At 47.4% G+C, this 19,223-nt stretch carries 20 protein-coding genes; 10 read left to right on the plus strand and 10 right to left on the minus strand.

What is annotated here, in order from left to right; genetic code table 11:
- The first annotated feature begins 488 nt into the window (after positions 1-488).
- Positions 489-1,637, plus strand: a complete 1,149-nt coding sequence (gene chrA / locus QL223_RS03605) for a chromate efflux transporter (protein WP_281543931.1) — start codon at positions 489-491, stop codon at positions 1,635-1,637.
- Between the two features lie 230 nt (positions 1,638-1,867).
- Here chrA and QL223_RS03610 read toward each other — a convergent pair whose 3' ends face one another.
- The 7 genes from QL223_RS03610 to QL223_RS03640 form a co-directional block, all read right to left on the minus strand.
- Entirely contained in the window at positions 1,868-2,896 is a 1,029-nt protein-coding gene (locus QL223_RS03610) for a Gfo/Idh/MocA family oxidoreductase (RefSeq protein ID WP_281543932.1), read from the minus strand.
- Positions 2,897-2,991: 95 nt separating this feature from the next.
- Positions 2,992-3,756 (minus strand): heme ABC transporter ATP-binding protein, encoded by a 765-nt coding sequence (locus tag QL223_RS03615; protein ID WP_281543933.1) that lies wholly within the window; start codon positions 3,754-3,756, stop codon positions 2,992-2,994.
- Positions 3,756-4,799, minus strand: coding sequence for an iron ABC transporter permease (locus QL223_RS03620; RefSeq protein ID WP_281543934.1), 1,044 nt, complete (start codon positions 4,797-4,799; stop codon positions 3,756-3,758). The genes QL223_RS03615 and QL223_RS03620 overlap by 1 nt, the downstream gene beginning before the upstream one ends.
- Positions 4,800-4,808: 9 nt before the next feature.
- Positions 4,809-5,663, minus strand: a complete 855-nt coding sequence (locus QL223_RS03625; protein ID WP_281543935.1) for an ABC transporter substrate-binding protein — start codon at positions 5,661-5,663, stop codon at positions 4,809-4,811.
- The gene (locus QL223_RS03630; RefSeq protein WP_281543936.1) at positions 5,660-6,076 is read right to left on the minus strand and encodes a biopolymer transporter ExbD; all 417 of its coding nucleotides are present in this window, start codon (positions 6,074-6,076) and stop codon (positions 5,660-5,662) included. The genes QL223_RS03625 and QL223_RS03630 overlap by 4 nt, the downstream gene beginning before the upstream one ends.
- Positions 6,073-6,789 (minus strand): MotA/TolQ/ExbB proton channel family protein, encoded by a 717-nt coding sequence (locus QL223_RS03635; protein ID WP_281543937.1) that lies wholly within the window; start codon positions 6,787-6,789, stop codon positions 6,073-6,075. The genes QL223_RS03630 and QL223_RS03635 overlap by 4 nt, the downstream gene beginning before the upstream one ends.
- 2 nt (positions 6,790-6,791) lie before the next feature.
- Positions 6,792-7,559: an energy transducer TonB gene (locus QL223_RS03640; protein ID WP_281543938.1), complete on the minus strand. Its 768-nt coding sequence runs from the start codon at positions 7,557-7,559 to the stop codon at positions 6,792-6,794.
- A 165-nt stretch (positions 7,560-7,724) separates the two neighbouring features.
- Here QL223_RS03640 and hutW point away from each other — a divergent pair, with 165 nt between their 5' ends.
- The 5 genes from hutW (at position 7,725) to QL223_RS03665 (ending at position 14,438) form a co-directional block, all read left to right on the plus strand.
- Positions 7,725-9,116: a heme anaerobic degradation radical SAM methyltransferase ChuW/HutW gene (hutW, locus tag QL223_RS03645; protein WP_281543939.1), complete on the plus strand. Its 1,392-nt coding sequence runs from the start codon at positions 7,725-7,727 to the stop codon at positions 9,114-9,116.
- A 13-nt stretch (positions 9,117-9,129) separates the two neighbouring features.
- Entirely contained in the window at positions 9,130-9,654 is a 525-nt protein-coding gene (gene hutX / locus QL223_RS03650) for a heme utilization cystosolic carrier protein HutX (protein WP_281543940.1), read from the plus strand.
- Positions 9,651-10,184, plus strand: coding sequence for a heme utilization protein HutZ (gene hutZ, locus QL223_RS03655; RefSeq protein ID WP_281543941.1), 534 nt, complete (start codon positions 9,651-9,653; stop codon positions 10,182-10,184). The genes hutX and hutZ overlap by 4 nt, the downstream gene beginning before the upstream one ends.
- Positions 10,185-10,326: 142 nt before the next feature.
- A complete protein-coding gene (locus tag QL223_RS03660) occupies positions 10,327-12,519 on the plus strand; it encodes a TonB-dependent hemoglobin/transferrin/lactoferrin family receptor (protein ID WP_281543942.1) in 2,193 nt (730 codons plus the stop codon).
- A gap of 119 nt (positions 12,520-12,638) precedes the next feature.
- The gene (locus QL223_RS03665) at positions 12,639-14,438 is read left to right on the plus strand and encodes an ABC transporter ATP-binding protein (RefSeq protein WP_281543943.1); all 1,800 of its coding nucleotides are present in this window, start codon (positions 12,639-12,641) and stop codon (positions 14,436-14,438) included.
- A 67-nt stretch (positions 14,439-14,505) separates the two neighbouring features.
- Here QL223_RS03665 and QL223_RS03670 read toward each other — a convergent pair whose 3' ends face one another.
- The gene (locus QL223_RS03670) at positions 14,506-15,900 is read right to left on the minus strand and encodes a family 1 glycosylhydrolase (RefSeq protein WP_281543944.1); all 1,395 of its coding nucleotides are present in this window, start codon (positions 15,898-15,900) and stop codon (positions 14,506-14,508) included.
- Between the two features lie 292 nt (positions 15,901-16,192).
- Between QL223_RS03670 and QL223_RS03675 the strand changes: the two genes are divergently transcribed.
- Complete coding sequence (locus tag QL223_RS03675) at positions 16,193-16,411, plus strand: GDCCVxC domain-containing (seleno)protein (RefSeq protein WP_082111363.1); 219 nt, start codon at positions 16,193-16,195, stop codon at positions 16,409-16,411.
- Here QL223_RS03675 and QL223_RS03680 read toward each other — a convergent pair whose 3' ends face one another.
- The gene (locus tag QL223_RS03680) at positions 16,412-16,750 is read right to left on the minus strand and encodes a cupin domain-containing protein (protein WP_039849581.1); all 339 of its coding nucleotides are present in this window, start codon (positions 16,748-16,750) and stop codon (positions 16,412-16,414) included.
- Positions 16,751-16,984: 234 nt separating this feature from the next.
- Here QL223_RS03680 and QL223_RS03685 point away from each other — a divergent pair, with 234 nt between their 5' ends.
- The 3 genes from QL223_RS03685 to QL223_RS03695 all read left to right on the plus strand — a co-directional run bounded on the left by QL223_RS03685 (position 16,985) and on the right by QL223_RS03695 (position 18,637).
- A complete protein-coding gene (locus QL223_RS03685; protein WP_002535858.1) occupies positions 16,985-17,206 on the plus strand; it encodes a hypothetical protein in 222 nt (73 codons plus the stop codon).
- A 374-nt stretch (positions 17,207-17,580) separates the two neighbouring features.
- Positions 17,581-18,207: an OmpA family protein gene (locus QL223_RS03690; RefSeq protein ID WP_281543945.1), complete on the plus strand. Its 627-nt coding sequence runs from the start codon at positions 17,581-17,583 to the stop codon at positions 18,205-18,207.
- A 223-nt stretch (positions 18,208-18,430) separates the two neighbouring features.
- The gene (locus QL223_RS03695) at positions 18,431-18,637 is read left to right on the plus strand and encodes a hypothetical protein (protein ID WP_165011552.1); all 207 of its coding nucleotides are present in this window, start codon (positions 18,431-18,433) and stop codon (positions 18,635-18,637) included.
- A 65-nt stretch (positions 18,638-18,702) separates the two neighbouring features.
- Here QL223_RS03695 and QL223_RS03700 read toward each other — a convergent pair whose 3' ends face one another.
- Complete coding sequence (locus tag QL223_RS03700; RefSeq protein ID WP_281543946.1) at positions 18,703-18,972, minus strand: hypothetical protein; 270 nt, start codon at positions 18,970-18,972, stop codon at positions 18,703-18,705.
- Between the last annotated feature and the right edge of the window lie 251 nt (positions 18,973-19,223).

Here is a 19,223-nt window from a genome sequence, read left to right on the forward strand (position 1 = left end):
GGGCATGAAAAACGTTTTTCTGCGCTTTTGTCATCAAAAATTCATTCAACCAAAAGGCTAGAAGAAGCTGCGTAAGGATTGTGTTCAATGATCCGCACTCTAGTGCTGAACCTGCCCAAAACAGATTCCAGATCGTGTTCTGAAAGGGACTTACGAAATGAGTTGATAGCCAAATTCTTGGTTTTGATTTTGAAAAGTTATTTTATAACAATGCTTTATATGGTTTGTTTTCAAGTGGAAACAATACGAGTCCATGTAAGTGAGTACTAACGTACATTTGTTGTAAACCTACAGATCTAGAGGATCTTTTGTCGTTACTTTGAATAGATCGTGAACATGACTAAATAGAGAATTAATCAAATCGATATGAAGGATTGATAAGAATTGTTTCTATTCATGGGGCATGAGATTTAAAATTGCGGCAGAAATTCAGGTATTTGATGTGAAACTCATCAATGGCCTGGTTCATTAAGGAGGTTTGTTTTCGGATGTTAGAAGTACTGTTTCGTTTCTTTGTGCTGGGATGTATGAGCTTTGGTGGTCCTGTCGCTCATATTGGCTATTTTCAAAGAGAGTTTGTTGAAAAGCGTAAGTGGATTGAAGAGGATAAATTCTCAACAGCGCTGAGCTTGTGTCAGTTCCTTCCTGGCCCTGCGAGCAGTCAGCTAGGGATGTTTATTGGTTATCATCGCGCGGGCTACATTGGGGCAATTGCCGCTTTTATTGGCTTTACCTTCCCATCTTTTGCCTTATTAACGGCAGCAGCTATGTACAGCGCGAGCCTAGGGGAGTCTTCGGCGTTGGCTCTACTTATCTCTGCTGCAAAACTGTTGGCAGTGGTAGTGGTAGCTGATGCTATCTGGACGATGGCACGAAAGTTTGTCAGTGACGCTGTCACATTTTCTGTTTGTGTGGCCTCTGCTGGTTGGATCCTTTGGCAGACTGGCCTTGTGGCTCAAACGATGCCAATACTTATCGCCGGTATTCTTGGTTGGTTGTTTATTCGTAAGCCAGAAGTAGCGACTGAAGCCAAAGAGCCAGCAGGTATTAAGCAAACAGTCATTCTTTTCGGCGTGTTTGCTGCGCTATTGGTACTTCCTGCTCTGAGCACTGCACCGGTTATCAGCCTGTTTAATCACTTCTATCAAGCTGGCAGCTTTGTATTTGGTGGTGGTCACGTTGTACTTCCACTGTTACAACCTTTGATTGGCGATTCGGTTTCTGGGGATGCTTTGGTTGAAGGTTACGCAGCCGCACAGTTGGTTCCGGGTCCGATGTTTACCATTGCGAGCTACATTGGTGCTTCAATGGAAGGGATCAATCCACTCCTGGGCAGTGCAGTAGCAACCATTGCGATATTTCTTCCTGGGGCATTGCTATTGTTTGCTGCCATTCCTGTTTGGCAGGCTGTGATGAACCATCACAAGTTTGCTGGTTCCGTGGTACTGATTAATGCAGCAGTGGTTGGTCTTCTGGTTGCAGCATTTTACCAACCAGTTTGGATGTCGGCCGTGCATGGTGTTTCTGACATCGTGGCAGTGATTGTTGGCTTTACGGTTCTGCGTAAGTTTAATTTGTCAGTATTCTGGCTGCTTGCAGGTATGCTGGTTTACTCTTTTGCTAAGAGCATGATGTAACACCAAATTGGTCACTGATTATTGAGCCCGCGAATGCGGGCTTTTTACTTTTAGGGAATTAATTCATCCATCATAACGCACTATAACTATTTGGATTGAACATGACTTTTCAGTATTAGCGTGGTGTTACTTGATGAATTTTGGCAAATTTCTTTAGGGAGAGGATAAGAAGAAATGACACTGGTTGATGATATTAAAGCGCCGAAATTTCTCGGCGCTTTGGTAGAAGCCTAAAACTCCCATCGCTCTGTCTTGCCTGCCTCTGAGGCATGTTGGGCAAGTTCTAACGCGTAAATACCTTTTACCGCGTCATAAGGGTCGATTGGTGGTGTAGTGCCGTTCAAAATGGCGGATGCCAGGCTGGCAAAGAGCTCAGAGTAGCAACCGTGTTCCAATTCTATATCTTTCTTTGTGACGTTGTCACCGATTTCAAGCTTTCCAATATGTTGCTGGCGGCCAAATTCTGAATTCGTTACCGTGACACCGTCACGCAATTGCTGTTCCTGAATATCCAAACCGAAGCATGAGAAAGTCGCTTTGTCTCCTTGAACGACAAAGCGAGAGCCTTTGCCTGAACGGTATGGGCTGGAATTCAACACCACTTCTTTGTCAGCGTAATGCAGCGTCATCTTGAAGTAGTCGGTAGCTTGAGATTGTGGACGCATCGCTTTGCAATGAGCGGTGACCGCTAAGGGGGAGCCGAACAAGTGAAGCGCTTGGTCTACTAGATGTGAACCCAAGTCATATAGAATGCCCGATCCTTCTCCTGCCTGTTCACGCCAGCGTTGACGAACTTCAGGCCGAAAACGGTCGAAGTTTGATTCGAATACACGAACTTGTCCTAGTTCGTCAGATTCAATCAACGCTTTTACTGTAAGGAAGTCACCATCCCAGCGTCGATTCTGGTAAGGACAAAGAATTTTACCGCGAGCATTAGCGATTTTGATCAGCTCAAGTCCTTGTCCGCTGTTCACGACAAAGGGCTTTTCGAGCAATACATGGCAATCCGCTTCCAGCGATTGTTTGGCAAGATCGAAGTGCGTGTGGTTTGGCGTGGTGATAATGACCAAATCCAACTCTGCATCACGAAGCATTTCTTCAATGTTTGAGTAGTACGCCGCGGAGGGGAGTTTCTCTGCCACTAAATCATGATTTGAAGAAACAACCGCGACGGGTTCGAAATCTGGATGAATAGAGAGAAAAGGAAGATGGAAAGTCTGGGCAGCAAAGCCAAATCCTACTATGCCAGTACGAATCATTTGTCGTTCCTTGTTTTGTGTTCGTTTAGCGCTAGTATACGTGAGCATATATAAAAAAGCCCTCATCAGAGGGCCGCTTACAGAGTTTGCTAACGTCAAGCCAGTACAACAGGATAATCACCCGTTGGATGAGGCATAACAGAGACGGGCCAGCCGTAGACTTCCTCGATTATTTCAGGCGTCAGCACATCTGTTGGGATGCCATCTGCCGCTATTTTTCCTTCATTTAATATTAAGATACGGTCTGCATACTGTGCAGCAAGGTTGAGATCATGGATCACGGCGATCACCGCCGATCCGGCTTGTGCCATCTCTTTCGCCAAGCTTAAAGTCTTGTGTTGGTGGCCAATATCCAGCGCACTCGTTGGTTCATCCAGCATCAATATGGTGTCTCTTGGAGATTTTGCTATTTGTGTTAGCACGCGGGCGAGGTGTACGCGCTGCTTCTCGCCCCCGGAAAGGCTTGGGTAAAGCCTGTCAGCAAGATGAAGTACATCGGTCTTTGCCATATTCTCAGATGCGATCTCAGCGAGTTCGGCTTGGGATGCACTCAACGCCAGCCCGCCCAATTCAACTACTTCCCGTGCAGTGAAGGCGAACGTCAGGCTACTGGACTGCGGGAGTATCCCCATCGATGCGGCGAGGTGTTCAGGTTTCCAATCTTTCGCGGATTTTCCATAGAAGCGAAGTTCGCCATTACATGGCCATTCGCGGCTAATCAGTTTAAGCAGGCTACTTTTACCGGTTCCGTTTGGTCCAAGAATAATAGTTAGCTCACCCAATTTGAAAGACGTGCTGAAGTTATCCAGTAGAACCTTGTTACCCAGCGTGAGCGACGCTTGTCGAATATCAATACCCATTATGCCAAACGACCTTTTTGTTTAAGCAGCAATGCCAGGAAGAAAGGCGCCCCTAGAGCCGCTGTGATAATGCCTACCGGGATTTCAAGTGGTGCTACAATGGTGCGAGCGATCATGTCTGATGCCAGCAGTACCAAACCACCTAAAATCGCTGAAACCGGAATGAGAGTGCGGTGATCCGGGCCAGTTAGCATGCGTCCAATATGGGGAACAACAAGGCCGATAAAACCAATCATGCCGGAAAGGGCAACTGTCACGCCAACGCCTGCAGCTGTGAGAAGGATCAGATTGCGCTTGAGCGATTGGACGTTAATGCCTAGATGACGGGCTTCAGCTTCACCCAGCAGCAAGGCATTCAAAGGTTTTGCGTAGCGTTGGAACAGGAGGCCCAATACGGCTAATGAAACAAAAGCCAACCCAATCGCATCCCATGAAGCGCCTGCTAAAGAGCCCATCGTCCAAAGAGAAAGGTCGCGAAGTTCCTGATCGTCTGCAAAATAGTTAAGAAGCCCCATGCCAGCACCGGCAATCGCGCCAAGTGCAACGCCAGCGAGTAACATGATGGTGACTGATGTGCCGTTACTACTGGTGCCCATATAATAGATTGCGAAGGTTGTCAGCGCACCACCCAGAAAAGCAAATACCGGAACCGTACCCAGCACCAGAAATGCCGTATGGGTAATCACGCCACCAAATAGAACAATTGCAATGGCTGCTCCAAGGGAAGCACCGGCAGACACCCCGATAATACCGGGATCTGCCAGTGGGTTTCTGAAAAGCCCCTGCATGACGGTCCCGCACATCGCAAGAATACCGCCTACAGCAATGGCCAGAAGAGTACGTGGTAAACGGACTTCCTGAATGATTACAGAGACATAGTCAGGAAGGTCCGATTGAACGGGAAGTAGTGCTTTCAAACTGTCTGAGAAGCCTATATTCATCGGCCCCAAAGTAATTGAGCTCACGACAGTGATGTACAACAAGATCGAAGAAACGATCATCATCCACCGCGCTGAAACGCGGCGAGTCAGCAAATCATTCATGGAAATGTACTACTCACCAGCCACAATGCGTTTGTTAAGGTCGGTAGCGAGATCTAGGCTTGCCAACCCAAAGCCACCCAGAATTGCGTAGCCAGAAATAGGGATTATGTTGTCGTTCTTGAATGCGGGTGTTGCGCTTAACAAAGGCTGCTGTTTCACCATACCTTCAATACCGCCAACCTGCGAAAGGGTGCGTTCTGATACCAGAATGTATTCAGGCTGCATCTCTACGATCGACTCGGTAGACAGCGGCTTGTAGCTGGTGGTTTCTTTGGCTGCAGGGTTCATGCCGCCAGCCAGCTCGATCACAGTGTTCACCGTGGTTTCATCACCCGCGACGGTCAATGGGCGGCCATCAGACATCATCATGAACATCACTGAAGGGCGTTTTTCAGGTGCAGAAGCGTTTAGCATTTCAATTTTCTTTGCTACATCCGCTTTAATCTCAGCGCCTTTGACTTCGGTGCCAGTAATCGACGCGACTGAATCCACGCGCTGATTAAAGTCTTCAATGGATGTCCCTGTTGGCAGCTTTTGAACATCGACTTTTGCCGATTTCAATAGGTTCAACGTGGTTTCCGGCCCCATCTCTGGCGAGCCCACGAGATGGGTAGGGCTTAGTGCTAATAGGCCTTCGGCTGATAACTGGCGGTGATAACCCAATACGGGAATCTCTCTGCCATCAAGGTAATGGCGGCTGGTTAAATCTACTGCAACCACTTCTTTTTCTGCGCCTAGTGCAAACAAAAGTTCAGTGACGGTTGAGCCAGCGCTGATGATCCTTGCATCCTGGGCGAACGCCGATGAAGTAAATAAGCCAGTAAAAAGCAGCGCAGCTGCGCCAAGTTTGAAATTCTTTTTCATTGTTCTTCCATCACAATATTGGTGGCGTTGATATTGTTGTTTTGCATGAAGGCGAGGACTTTAAGCATGCTTTCCACATTGGCTTGTTTGTCCGCTGCGATCACCACCGGTTTATCAGGGGCTTGCTGAATAGCTTCCAGAAGCTGTGTCGTAAAGGTTTCCCAGTCGTGAAGAGGCTCACCTTGAAGCGCCCATGAAGGCTCGCCACTCAACACGTTGATGGCGATAACTTCACGATTTGGAGATTCCAGAACTTCTGAATCATTGGTTTGGGGAATCGCGATATCCATGGTTTTAATTTGGATGTTTGCCGTAAGCAGCAAAAACACCATCACGATAAAAATAATGTCCAGCAACGGCGTGAGATCCGGCGTGAATGATGTTGATTCACTTTCTGGTTGAGAGCGGATCATGCGGCGCTTTCCCTCTGTGACTCTGAGCCAGAACCAGCGCAAGGTTTGCAATGCTTCGGACAATCCGCGCTTTCATCGAATGAAACACCGGCGAGATGCAGGTTGAAGTGGTTCAGCACGTATTCAATTTTTGCCAGTGTGCGATCTGCCCACAGCGCAAAAACTTGTGATGAAGCAATAGCTGGTAGGGCAATCAGCAAACCCGCTGCCGTTGTAGACATCGCCAATCCCAAGCCATCGGCCAATTCTGCAGGTGAAATACCACCTTGTGTGGCTGAAAGTCCTTTAAACATTTCAATCAGGCCTACAACGGTTCCCAGCAGACCAATCAAAGGACTCAGCACGCCAATAATGTTCAGCAATTTGAGACCAGCAGTGAATTGACGGCGTTTCTTTTGCAGCCAGATAGAAACAGCTTCTTCACGCAAAGATTTAGTGAAATGACGATGATTGATCAGCATGCAGATCCCTTGGGATAGGGTGCTTTTGTCCTGCTGATGACGTTCTACATACGTTTCAAGCTGTTTGTCATTGGTCAGCGAAAGTGAGTAGATCTCTTTTTGTAAAGGCTTGCTGCCCGTTTTGGTGTTCATGACAACGAAAACGATGCGCTCAAAGATTAGCATCAACATGAGTGCGGAAAGCAGTGTCAAAGGCCAGGTCATTATGCCCAGTTGAGCGTGGATTGACGTGAAAAATTGTAAGTCGAACATGATTAATCCAAATTAAAACGAACAGGAATTCTTACTCTGTGCGCCAAGGCGACGCCGTTTTCTTCGTGGCCGTTGAAGCGCCACTTTTTCACCGCATCCATTGCAGCGCCATCAAGCAATTCAAACCCTGAACTCTTCAGTAAGGAGCGATTGGTTTGATTGCCTTCTTCGTCCAGCCAGACTTCTATAAGCACTGTGCCTTCCATCCCTTTACGTTTTGCCATTCTCGGGTACTTAGGTTGGGAAGGGCGGACTTTAAATGTGGGTCTTTCGACCAACATAGGAGAAGATGACTTTGCCTGAGTCATCTGGTTTTCTTCGCTTATCTCCTCAGCAATCTCTTCCGTTTTTTCCTCTGGTTTTTCTATTGGTTTTTTCGGCGGAAGAGGCTTGGTTTTCTCTTCTTTGCGTTCCTTCTTCGTCACCTTCTCAAGTGGTTTTTTATTGGTTTCTTTTGGCGTGTTGACCTCTGGTTTTACCTTTTTCTGAGGTTGGATTTCTGCCTTTTTTGGTGGCTCCTTTTTTACTGAAGGAGATTTAACCGGTTTAGGTTCTGGCTTTGTTGTTTCTTGCTGTGGCGGGTCTTCGACAGGAGCGGACTCTGGCTCTTTTGGTACCTGTTTCGTCGACGCAATGAGCTGGATAGCCACACGGTTACCCGTATTGGCATCGTTAATTGTGAATTGAGGCGAGGGCGGTTGAGCCCAAATCGCCAAACTGTGCAGTGCAACTGAAACGACACCACAAACTACGTACCGTCGAGTGTTCACACGTACTCCTGAAGAACTGATTTTAATAAGTGATTAGGTGCATTATGCATGAAATGCTAATGAGATCAATTATCAGTTGCATTATTATCTTTTATGAATATGATTGAAATCACTAGGAAACAGCTCGCAGTTTGACGCTGTTAATGTTAAAGGTTGCAAAATGAGATGAATGTTGATCTTCACAATCCGGAATTGGTCGGGCTAAGAACACCTGATCCACTTCGTTTTGCTTTTCAACGCAAGAAGAGTGCGCATGCCGGTGGCATGATGCGTTCAGTTAATTCTGAAGATATCCAAACCACGCTTGAAAAAGCACATGCAATCCCAGCGTCATCGGCGCATGCGCCACGCTGTCTGTACATTCACATTCCGTTTTGTCGCGTGCGTTGTACCTACTGCAACTTCTTCCAATACGCATCCAGCAAGTCATTAATTGAAGGCTACGTTGAAGCACTGCGCGCAGAAATTCGATGGAAAGCCTCGCAAGTCTGGAGTCAGTCAGCGCCGTTCCAAGCGGTATACATTGGCGGAGGAACCCCAACCGATCTTAGTGGCGAACAAATCCGAATGATCGTCTCTGATATCCGCAGCCAATTTCCGCTGACACCGGACTGCGAAATCACACTCGAAGGTCGTATCAACCGTTTTGGATTGGACAAATTTGAAGCGGCACTGGAAGGGGGCGTTAACCGCTTCTCGTTCGGCGTTCAGAGCTTCAACACTCAGGTCCGTCGCAGTGCGAAGCGCCTTGATGACCGGGAAGTGGTGTTGGACAAAATCCAGCAATTAGCCAAATACAACGCGGCACCTATTGTTCTCGATTTGCTTTATGGCTTGCCTCACCAAACTCTGGATATCTGGCTGCAGGACTTGAATGACTATCTAGAGTCCGGTGCCCATGGTGTCGACCTGTATCAGCTTATCGAAATGCAGGGCTTGCCAATGGCAAAGTTGGTTGAGCAGGGCAAATTGCCGTATCCGGCAGATACACAAATGAAGGCCAGTATGTTTGAGATGGGCGTGAATTTCATGGCGAAGCACCATCAGAAACGTCTCAGCGTTAACCACTGGTCTTCAGACAACCGCGAACGTAGTATTTACAACTCGTTAGCGAAAACAACTGCGGAGATCATGCCTTTAGGAGCAGGGGCTGGTGGCAATGTCAATGGCTGTCAGATGATGCAAACCCGCGATATGGATACCTACATCTCAGCGATCAATGATTTTCGTTACCCTGTCACTATTATGACACTGGCGCCTGCCGATAGAGGTGTGTCTGCTGAAGTGAAAAGCGGTTTTGATGCCGGTGTGCTGGCTCAACACAAGTTGGATTCAGTGGCAGGGCAAGGCTCGTTTGAAGCGCTGTCTCCCTTGTTCGAAGCGTGGCAGGAAAACGGTCTGGTCTATCTTGAAAAGAATGAAAATGGCAGAAGTTATCTCACGCTGACTCTCGCCGGACAGTTCTGGGCGGTCACACTGGCCCAAAATCTGATTGAAGTATTACAAAACCAAACAGCGCAGAAAGTGCAAAGAAAAGCGGCAAATGTCGCAGCTTAGGAGTAGTTAAACGATGCAAAAAGCGATCATCGTGACGGAAGAAATCAAACAGCGCGTGGCTGAATATCTGGCTCAGGATGAGCACACACCAGTATCAAACATGGTGGACTCACTGAAACTGACGGAAGGTGAAATTACGCTGGCACTCCCAGAAAGTATGATTTCCCACGTGAAGGGTGAACTTGCGCAGACCATTCTGGAAGCAATGCCAGTATGGGGTAAGGTCACCACCATCGTTCATTCTGGTGGTTCTGTTTTTGAATTTAAAGCGGCCTTTCCAAAAGGCAAAGTTGCTCACGGTTACTACAACCTAATGGGACGCGAAGGCCAGTTACACGGTCATCTTCGTCTGGATTTGGTCTCTGACATTGCGTTTGTCAGCAAGCCATTCCGCGGTACCGAGAGCCACTATATTGGTTTCTTCGACAGCACTGGCCATTGTGTATTCAAGATTTACCTTGGCCGTGACAAAAAGCGTCAGCTATTCCCAGAACAAATTGAACTGTTTAACGCCATGAAGCAGGAGTTGGCAAAATGAGTGACAAAGCAGAACGTCTACAAAACCGTTTAGGCCCTGAAATTCAGGAGTTTCGTGATTCTCGCAATACGCTGCAATTGGGTACTGTAGACAAAGAAGGTAAACCACATACCAGCTATGCGCCTTTCGCTTTCTCTGAAATGGGTTACTACATTCTGGTGTCGGATCTTGCTACCCATGGTCAAAATCTCAAGCACCGCAAAGCCGTCTCTATCATGATGATCGAAGACGAAAGCGAGGCTCGCTCCATCTTTGCGCGACGTCGTCTGTCATTTGACACCAATGCAGAACTTATTGAGCGTGATTCAGAACACTGGAAAACGGCAATTCAGGTAATGAGTGCTCGTCTTGGCGAGATGATCGATAACCTCAGCCAACTTGGCGATTTCAACCTCTACCGTTTAAATCCAGTCATCGGCCGTTACGTGAAAGGCTTCGGTCAGGCATTTGATGTGTCGGGCGAAGACATGCTTTCCGTGATCCACCTGAATGAAGGTCACGTGAAGAAGATGAAAGAAGAGAACGCTTAATCTCTTTTATCAGGCTCTTATTCTGAGGGCCTGATATCACCTCCCATAACTATAAAAATCGCACGGGAACCAGTGTGAGTAGGTTTCTTTTGCCTGAAGAAAACTGATTGGGATTTCTCAGGCGGTTTAAAGAGTGGAAATTATGACTATCAAGAAAAACAAGCTGGCGATTTTGGTCGGCCTTCTCTGTGCGGGCACAGCTTCAGCCCAAGACGTTTATACCTTTGACGAAGTGGTTGTCTCTGCGACCCGAAGTGAGCAAAACATCAGTGATGTAGCCGCTTCTGTTGACGTAGTGAACAGCGAAACAATCGAAGAGAACCTTGCTCAGGACCTCGAGCAGGCGATTGCGAATGAGCCGGGTGTGTCGATGCCGGGCACGGGTCGTTTCGGTAACTCAGGCTTTAATATTCGTGGTTTGAGTGATAACTACGTAAAAACCATGGTGGATGGTGTTGAACAACCTTCATCGTTCAACCCAGGCGCAGATGTGATGCGCAAATACAACAACACTGTTGAGACCGACACCTTGCAGCGTGCAGAGATAAGCAAAGGTCCAGCCTCCAGCCTGTACGGCAGTGATGCACTGGCCGGTGCCGTGATCATCCGCACCAAGAACCCGAGCGACCTTCTGGTCGCTGAGGGTGATGACACCTATGCCAGCGTTAAAGGCGGTTACTACAGTGCTGATGAGAGCTACAAAGCGACTGCAACTCTGGCAAACCGTACTGGCGATCTGGAAACCTTGCTGATTTTCACACATCGCGATGGTCACGAAACAGCGACCCACGGCAGTGGTGCTGATATTGAAGGCCGCGAACGTGGACAGGCTGACCCATTTGATATCAACTCAGACAACCTTTTGCTGAAAGCTTTCTATCAGTTGAATGATGCGCATCGAATAGGCCTGACCGGTGAGATTTATAACCGAGAAGCAGATGGGCTGGTGCTGTCTAACGAAGGCTATGAAATCATGCCAGGCTTCGTATATACGCGTAACAGCGCCAGTGATGAAGACAAGCGCAAGCGCGTAACCTTCGAGCATGAATGGCAAGCGAACAACGTCGCGTTCGACCACCTGAAGTGGCAAGTGACCGCGTTGGAAAGTGAAAGTAATCACAACACCTTTGACGAAACGCCACAGCCGCCAGCGTCATTTGGTCATGGCTACCGCCAGCGTATGCGTAACGGTGTAGATAAGAGCGCCCAGTTTGATGCTCAGTTCGACAAGGCTATTGAACTTGAGAACAGTTTCCACGAAATCAGCTATGGCATGAATTACATCACTAACGAGTTTGATCTGGATTACCGCGATTATTACCTAGAGGGCTACAAAGCGGGTACGTCAGTAGATAAAACCGGTGAAGTGCCAAACGCAGAGTCAGTGAAATGGGGCATATTTGTACAGGATCAAGCTTTCTTCCTGGAAGAACGACTGGTAGTGAATGCGGGTCTTCGCTACGACAAGTTTACCGCAGAGCCAAAACAAGCTTCAGAAGATAATCCAAAGTCAAAAAGTGACGCGTTAACAGCAAAACTGGGTGCGGTTTATCACTGGACCGAAAGCCTGAGCAGCTTCGGTAACGTCAGCCAGGGTTACAAAGCGCCAACGCTTCAGGATTTGTACTACTTCTACGAAACTGACGCTGCTAGAGGAGCTGTGTTCGAGGCAAACCCTAACCTGAAGCCGGAAGAGAGCATTGGTTATGAAACTGGTCTGCGCTTCACTCAGGACTTCGGTCGCATTGAGTTCTCGGTCTATTACAACGACTACAAGAACTTTATCGAAACGCACAAATTGGCAGATGACAACGGCCAGGGTAAAGAACTTTGGACCAAAGAGAACATCAGCAAAGCTGAAATCTATGGTGCTGAGCTGAAAACACATCTTGCATTGGATGTTCTATTTGGCGCCCCGACAGGTCTTTACAGTGATATGAGCGTGGCTTACACCCAAGGTGAAGACAAAGAAAACGGGGAAGCACTGGATACTGTTTCGCCGCTTACAGGCTACTTAGCGCTGGGCTATGCCGACGTTGAAAACACTTACGGTGGTAAGTTGTCAGTGAAAGCTGTTGCGGGTAAATCCGGTTCTGATTGGAGTAACGCTAACGGGACTGAAAACGTGAATGCACCAGGTTACGCTGTAACCGATGTAACAGCATTCTACCGACCGATGACCGATCTGACGCTGCGTGCCGGTCTGTTTAACGCTTTCGATAAGAAATATTGGGACTACAACGACCTGATTGGTGCGGAATCAACTACTGACGGACTTGATCGTCGCACGCAACCAGGACGTAACTGGGGTATAGAAGCCGAATACGTGTTCTAACCGCAGATTAACCCCTGACGATAAACACCCCGGATTTCTCTGGGGTGTTTTCGGTTGCGGCTAGGGTATAGACTCAACATTAGAAAAATTAAAAAATGACAAAGAATTCTGGAGATACAGTGACTAGCAGTACGCTAACAACCATTTCGACACGTTGGTTGATTGAGCAGGCGAAAAAGCACAAGAAACGCCTGATTACCGCCAACCTTATCGCTATCTGTGCGACGCTCATCAGCGTGCCAATTCCTCTGTTTATGCCGCTAATGGTCGATGAGGTGCTGCTAAACAAGCCTGCCGGTGGGGTGAATTTCTTCAACCAGATTTTGCCCGAGTCACTGCAGCAACCAGCCAGTTATATCGTCATGGTGCTGATACTGGTGATTGTGATGCGGATTGTCAGCCAGGCGCTGAATATCTGGCAAAGCCGTCAGTTTACTTTGGTTTCCAAGTCCATCACTTGCCATATCCGCCAGCAACTCCTCGATAAACTTGGCCGCATCAGTATGAAAGAATACGAAGAGCGTGGCAGCGGCGGAGTGAGTTCTCATCTGGTGACGGACATCGAGACTATCGACTCTTTCCTTGGCAACAGTTTGAGCCGCTTTGTGGTCGGTGTACTGACGGTCTTTGGCACGGCAATTATCCTTCTATGGCTCGACTGGGCGCTTGGCTTATTCATATTGCTGGTTAACCCGCTGGTCATCTACCTCTCACGCAAAATGGGCCAACGCGTTAAGCACCTTAAAAAGGCGGAAAACCAATCTTTTGAGCGGTTCCAGCAACGTCTGGTAGAAACGCTGGATGGCATCTATCAGCTCCGTGCTGCTAACCGTGAACGTGCTTACCTTGATGTTCTGAAGACAGATGCCGAAGCGATTCGACACGACGCTGACAAGTACGCCTGGCAGTCAGAAGCGGCGGGGCGCGTTTCCTTCCTGATGTTCCTGATCGGTTTTGAGCTGTTCCGTGCGGCGGCGATGCTGATGGTACTGTTCAGCGACCTGACTATTGGCCAGATCTTCGCGGTGTTTGGTTATCTTTGGTTTATGCTAAGCCCGATTCAAGAACTTTTGGGTATTCAATACGCCTGGTTCAGTGCTTCTGCAGCGATGAAACGCCTGAACGGTTTACTCGCTCTGGATGAAGAGCCACGTAACGCATCCGAGAAAGATCCGCTGGAAAGCAAAGACACCTTTGGCGTGGAATGTCGCGACCTGACCTTCAGTTACGACAGTGAGAAAACGGTGTTGAACGGTCTTTCTCTGAATATTCCTCAAGGCAAGCGCGTGGCGCTGGTTGGCGCATCAGGTGGCGGTAAATCCACACTGATTCAGCTGCTGCTGGGGCTTTATCGCAAATCTGACGGTGAAATCCTGATTGATGGCAAACCTGTCGAAGAGATTGGTTATGAAACCCTGCGCCAGCATACGGCCGTGGTCTTGCAACAACCGATGATCTTCAACGATACATTGCGTGAAAACCTGACATTAGGACGAACTGATTTCTCCGACGATCAGCTTTGGCAATCACTGGAAATTGCTCAGTTAAGCGATGTTATCGATAAGCTGGATAACGGCTTGGAATCCCAGCTGGGCAGGCAAGGTCTCAAGCTTTCTGGCGGCCAACGTCAGCGCTTAGCCATTGCCCGTATGATTCTGACCAATCCGAAACTGGTAATTTTAGACGAAGCGACCTCTGCGCTGGATACTGCAACAGAAGCAGCGTTGCATGAGGCGCTGAATAACTTCCTTCAAGGCCGAACCACACTGATTGTGGCGCACCGTTTGTCTGCAGTGAAACAAGCCGACCTGATTTATGTACTGGAAGATGGCAAGGTTGCACAAAGCGGTAACCACAGCGAACTGGTGCAGGAAGAGGGGGTTTATCAAACCCTGTATGGCAACCTCCAAGTCGGTTAATTACAAACAACGCCTTAAACGAAAGCCCTGCATCAGCAGGGCTTTTTACTTGCCGGAGCGGTACGGATTATTTCACTGTCAGCGAAGCGCCTTGGGTTTTAATCACGTCTTGATACCAGAAAAAGCTTTTCTTACGTTTTCGTTCGAGAGAGCCACTGAAATCGTCGTGTCGGTCGACATAAATAAAACCATAACGTTTACGCATTTCCGCGGTGGAATTCGCGACGAGATCAATCGGTCCCCACGTTGTGAATCCCATTAACTCCACACCGTCTAACATGGCTTCACCTGCCTGAACTAAATGGTCATTAAGGTAAGCAATGCGGTAGTCATCCTGAATCTCACCGTTTTCATCCAATTCATCGATTGCGCCTAGTCCATTTTCAACGATGAACAGAGGCTTCTGGTAACGGTCATAGAGGAAATTCAGCAGAATACGTAGGCCTTTCGGGTCGATGAGCCAGCCCCATTGGCTCTTCTCCAGATAAGGATTTGGCACACTGGCGACGATATTGCCGACTTCTTTTTGTTTAGGATCAGCACTCGCACAGCCGCTGGCGTAATAACTGAACGAGATAAAATCGACTGAAGCACTGGCGATCACATCCAGATCGCCATCTTCCATTGCGATTTCGATACCATTTTCTCTGAAGTAACGAAGCATGTAGCCCGGGTATTTGCCGCGCGTCTGAACATCACCAAAGAACAGCCATTTGTTATTCTCATGCATGGCAGCGATGACGTCGTCTGGGTTGCAAGTAAATGGGTAATTGATAGCTCCCAACAGCATGTTACCGATCTTAGCGTCTGGAATAATCTCATGGCAGAGCTTCACCGCTTTTGCATTGGCCACCAACTGATGGTGAATCGCCTGATAGATTTCCCGCTCGCTGGCATCTTCCTGAAGCCCAACGCCGGTAAAAGGCGCATGCAGCGACATATTGATTTCATTGAATGTCAGCCAGAGCTTAACTTTGTCCTTATACCGTTCGAAAACGGTACTGACATACCGCTCAAAGAAGCCGATCAGTTGTCGGTCTGCCCAGCCTCCATAGTTTTCTACCAGAGCGTAAGGCATTTCATAATGTGAGAGCGTCACAAAAGGCTGGATATTGTGTGTAGCCAATTCATCGAAAATACGGTCGTAATAGGCGAGGCCAGCCTCGTTAGGTGATTCCTCATCACCGTTCGGGAAAATACGGGTCCAGGCAATGGAAAGACGCAGGCAGTTGAAGCCCATTTCATTGAAAAGGGCAATGTCCTCTGGGTATCTGTTATAGAAATCTATGGCCACATCTTTAATACCCGGCGTGCGTTCTTGGCGGGTTTGGTGTGGGCTTAGAATCCCAGAGGGGAGCATGTCGGACGTCGAAAGGCCTTTGCCTTCGAGAGCATAAGAACCTTCAACCTGGTTGGCCGCAATGGCGCCGCCCCATAGAAAATCTTTCGGAAATAACGTCATGTGAACCTCTGATTTCACGGTTTCAACGATAGTGTGGACAGGCATCAGTATGGACAACTCTATGGGACGGAAAAAGAGAGTTTTTGAACCTAAAACGATTCCTCATTTGAATAACATGAATCCACAAATTGTCTGTTTAAAGTGTCAAAAAATGAAAAGAGGAAGGCATTTGTATCTGGAATTACATCTTTTAATGGTTGAATCTAACGCAATTGGCGTCTGGTGCTGGCAAGTGTCTTCAAGGTGTTCCACGCTTACTGATGAACATCTCAATAGAAGGGCATTTTCTCCAATGAAAGTACTGCTGAAATCAAACATAACCTGCCCAAAATGCGGACACGTAAAGTCAGAACTCATGCCGATCGACACACCTCTACAGCATTACGAGTGCGAGAGTTGTGGTGAGGTTTTGATAGTTCAGGATGGTATGTGCTGTGTGTTTTGCGCTTATGGTGATGCCTCATGTCCGCAGTCACAAGTTAAAGGGCGTTGTACTGACCAACTCCATTGATTACTCAGCATCGACAGATGGGTAGAATACTGCCAGCCAAACAGTTTCTTTTTCGGGTTCTGTCCAGCTCACCTTGTGTTTGGTGCGGGCCGGAATATTGACATGATCACCAGCCTGCAAAGGCATGACTTCGCCACTTTCAAACGTTAATTCAGCGCTGCCTTGTAACACGACAACCCATTCATTTTCGTCTTGATCGTACCAACCTGTCTCAGGAGAAGTTTGTCCTCGCGACACTATTCTCTCAATCCTGACAAACGGGTGTTTGACTAAATCTTCAAAAACCTCGTTAATTCTGGCATTTGGCAAGCTTTTAAAGAGGTTTCCTTGTTTGAACATCTTTTCTGACCCCATGGAGAGCAACCTGTTGAACATAAAGCATTAACGCAACGTGTAAACACATTGGGAACTGCCTAGAAACACCTACGTCATGCTGACTACTTTGCTAAAAAGTGGCCGGAAAAAGTCTATTTCCGACTAATTGCTCCATGTCTCAATATTGCATCACAAACTGGAGGTTATATGAAATTACACTCACCGCGACGGAGCAAGATTTAAAGCAAGGAGATAACGATGAGTGTACACACTTGGTACTGCGCGAGCTGCAAAAAAGAAACTGGACATGAAGTACGTGAGCAAGCTCACCATGATCCAGCTATTCGTGCACTGACAACACCACCAACCGGTGGCGATTATAAAGACTATACTGAGTGCACTTGTACTGTGTGTGGTACGGTTGAGTGGGTTGATCCAGTCGACATCTACCAGCTCGCAGTCCACGACTTCGGTGATTAAGTCGCCGTTGTAAGAGGAGCAGGGACGTCAACTGCTCCTTAATTTTAATACAGTTAACGCACTATAACTTATATAGTTTTCGATATTTCAGTCATAACTACATAAGATTAAACGCTTTTCGCTAACCCTCACAAATTCGCGGTCAAAATAACTCAGTCATTTTCCTTTAGTCCGTTGAATCAATCTTGAATTCCGTAGTCATACACAATGTGGATATAAAACAGTGTTCAATTGTAAATTAAGTTTGCAATGTGCTGACAATCAGGACCTTACAGATATCTATGATTGGCGGCCTTATCAATACGCATATTCTCGGCCCAGCCGGCTGAGTAGAGCCCCTCGAAGTATGAGGGTGGAAAGAAGGAGATATTGTTATGCGTAAATCTATTCCTGTTGTGACTTTACTTACAGCTTCGCTGGTGCTTGGAGGCTGTGCCTCAAACACAGGGACAGGAGCAGCCATCGGGGCAGCTACTGGCGCGGTATTAGGAAAAGCTACCGGCAACCATAAAGACAAACGTATCTTTATCGGTGCTGCGATTGGCGCATTGGCAGGTGCTGCTGTCGGCCAGTATATGGACCAACAGGAAGCCGCGTTTCGTGAAGAGTTGTCAGGATCTGGAATCGAAGTTGTACGCGAAGGTGACAATATCCGTCTGGTGATGCCTTCTAATATTACATTCGGCACCAACCAAAGTGACATCACGCCGGGTTTCTACCAATCTCTTGATGCAGTAGCCCGGGTCATGAACGAATATGATAAAACCTTCCTAAGCATAGAAGGACACACGGACAGCACAGGTGATGCTACATATAACATCACTTTGTCCGAAAAACGTGCTGAGAGTGTGAAAGGGTATCTGCTTCGCTCGGCGGTCAACGCACAGCGTTTGTATGTGACGGGGTATGGCGAAACCCAACCCATCGCTTCCAATGAAACCTCATCAGGTAGAGCAAAGAATCGACGTGTCGAGGTCCAAATCGTACCAAACCAAGCCTGATCCCTTATCAAGGGGAAGCTGCCCGGTTTCCCCTTCACGCCATTCCCGTCAGAAAGTATGTGTTTTTCATGAATTTTCTCAGGAACTTGATCGTTTCAGTGATTTCTACGCGAACTATCTAGTTAGGTGAAGCGACTCGTAATAATATGTATCACCTAACGTCCCACGAATTGATATCGCGGACGATCATTATAAAAGAGTCAAAAAGGAATAAGAGGTTTACATGCCATTAGTAGCTTGCCCGGTTTGTGAAAAACAGGTATCCAAACGAGCGTTATCTTGCCCAGGGTGCGGAGAACCGGATCCAGCCCGCTATCACTCACGAAATACATGGCTCTCACGCTTGTTTTGGTTACTGGTTTGGGTGGGTATCGGCGCCGCGGTTTGGTATAAAGTCGTTCCAATGGTGATGGAAGTATTTAAGCAGTAATAGACTTCACTGCCTCTGTATACCGAATCGAATAAAGAGGATGGGGCAAGCCCATCCTCTTTTGCTTACATTTTTTCTAGCAGTTCATGCTCTAGATCTGGTGTCGGTGACCAATCGCACAAGCTTAAGTGTGTCAGTAAAATGCCAGGCGAACTTTCCCCCAAGGCAATGGAATAGAAAAGCTCAGCTATCTCTTCATCGCCGCCAAAACACCGTAATATCGAGCCAATGATTTCCGATCTTTCTGTGCCTTCTTCAACCTGTCGTCTGATCCAGTCATACTCCAGGGAGCTTTCGTTGATAATGATTTTTCGGCCCAGTGCAAACGTTGTCATGATGCCTCCCGACACCTTTACTTTCTCTGTCACAAGTACGTTACATAAGCTATTAAATCGCATCTAATCTGTTGTTAACTATATAAAGATCCCAAACATACCCAACTATTGGCATATTTAAGTGGTAACGCAATGAGCGACTCTGTTTCAGATCACATCAATTCTTCAGCAGTTATTTATACTCTGATGGTTAAACCATTAAAAAATGGCGCTCAAAGCGCAAAATTTTTTCATAGATCTAACCAATACGC

This window comes from Grimontia sp. SpTr1 (assembly GCF_947387585.1).
GTDB classification, from domain to species: Bacteria; Pseudomonadota; Gammaproteobacteria; order Enterobacterales; family Vibrionaceae; genus Enterovibrio; species Enterovibrio indicus.

What these genes read in the sequence shown, in the direction of transcription:
- chrA (WP_281543931.1), top strand. Translation starts at nt 489, where the DNA reads ATGTTAGAAGTACTGTTTCGTTTCTTTGTGCTGGGATGTATGAGCTTT.
- QL223_RS03610 (WP_281543932.1), bottom strand. Translation starts at nt 2,896, where the DNA reads ATGATTCGTACTGGCATAGTAGGATTTGGCTTTGCTGCCCAGACTTTC.
- QL223_RS03615 (WP_281543933.1), bottom strand. Translation starts at nt 3,756, where the DNA reads ATGGGTATTGATATTCGACAAGCGTCGCTCACGCTGGGTAACAAGGTT.
- QL223_RS03620 (WP_281543934.1), bottom strand. Translation starts at nt 4,799, where the DNA reads ATGAATGATTTGCTGACTCGCCGCGTTTCAGCGCGGTGGATGATGATC.
- QL223_RS03625 (WP_281543935.1), bottom strand. Translation starts at nt 5,663, where the DNA reads ATGAAAAAGAATTTCAAACTTGGCGCAGCTGCGCTGCTTTTTACTGGC.
- QL223_RS03630 (WP_281543936.1), bottom strand. Translation starts at nt 6,076, where the DNA reads ATGATCCGCTCTCAACCAGAAAGTGAATCAACATCATTCACGCCGGAT.
- QL223_RS03635 (WP_281543937.1), bottom strand. Translation starts at nt 6,789, where the DNA reads ATGTTCGACTTACAATTTTTCACGTCAATCCACGCTCAACTGGGCATA.
- hutW (WP_281543939.1), top strand. Translation starts at nt 7,725, where the DNA reads ATGAATGTTGATCTTCACAATCCGGAATTGGTCGGGCTAAGAACACCT.
- hutX (WP_281543940.1), top strand. Translation starts at nt 9,130, where the DNA reads ATGCAAAAAGCGATCATCGTGACGGAAGAAATCAAACAGCGCGTGGCT.
- hutZ (WP_281543941.1), top strand. Translation starts at nt 9,651, where the DNA reads ATGAGTGACAAAGCAGAACGTCTACAAAACCGTTTAGGCCCTGAAATT.
- QL223_RS03660 (WP_281543942.1), top strand. Translation starts at nt 10,327, where the DNA reads ATGACTATCAAGAAAAACAAGCTGGCGATTTTGGTCGGCCTTCTCTGT.
- QL223_RS03670 (WP_281543944.1), bottom strand. Translation starts at nt 15,900, where the DNA reads ATGACGTTATTTCCGAAAGATTTTCTATGGGGCGGCGCCATTGCGGCC.
- QL223_RS03675 (WP_082111363.1), top strand. Translation starts at nt 16,193, where the DNA reads ATGAAAGTACTGCTGAAATCAAACATAACCTGCCCAAAATGCGGACAC.
- QL223_RS03680 (WP_039849581.1), bottom strand. Translation starts at nt 16,750, where the DNA reads ATGTTCAAACAAGGAAACCTCTTTAAAAGCTTGCCAAATGCCAGAATT.
- QL223_RS03685 (WP_002535858.1), top strand. Translation starts at nt 16,985, where the DNA reads ATGAGTGTACACACTTGGTACTGCGCGAGCTGCAAAAAAGAAACTGGA.
- QL223_RS03690 (WP_281543945.1), top strand. Translation starts at nt 17,581, where the DNA reads ATGCGTAAATCTATTCCTGTTGTGACTTTACTTACAGCTTCGCTGGTG.
- QL223_RS03695 (WP_165011552.1), top strand. Translation starts at nt 18,431, where the DNA reads ATGCCATTAGTAGCTTGCCCGGTTTGTGAAAAACAGGTATCCAAACGA.
- QL223_RS03700 (WP_281543946.1), bottom strand. Translation starts at nt 18,972, where the DNA reads ATGACAACGTTTGCACTGGGCCGAAAAATCATTATCAACGAAAGCTCC.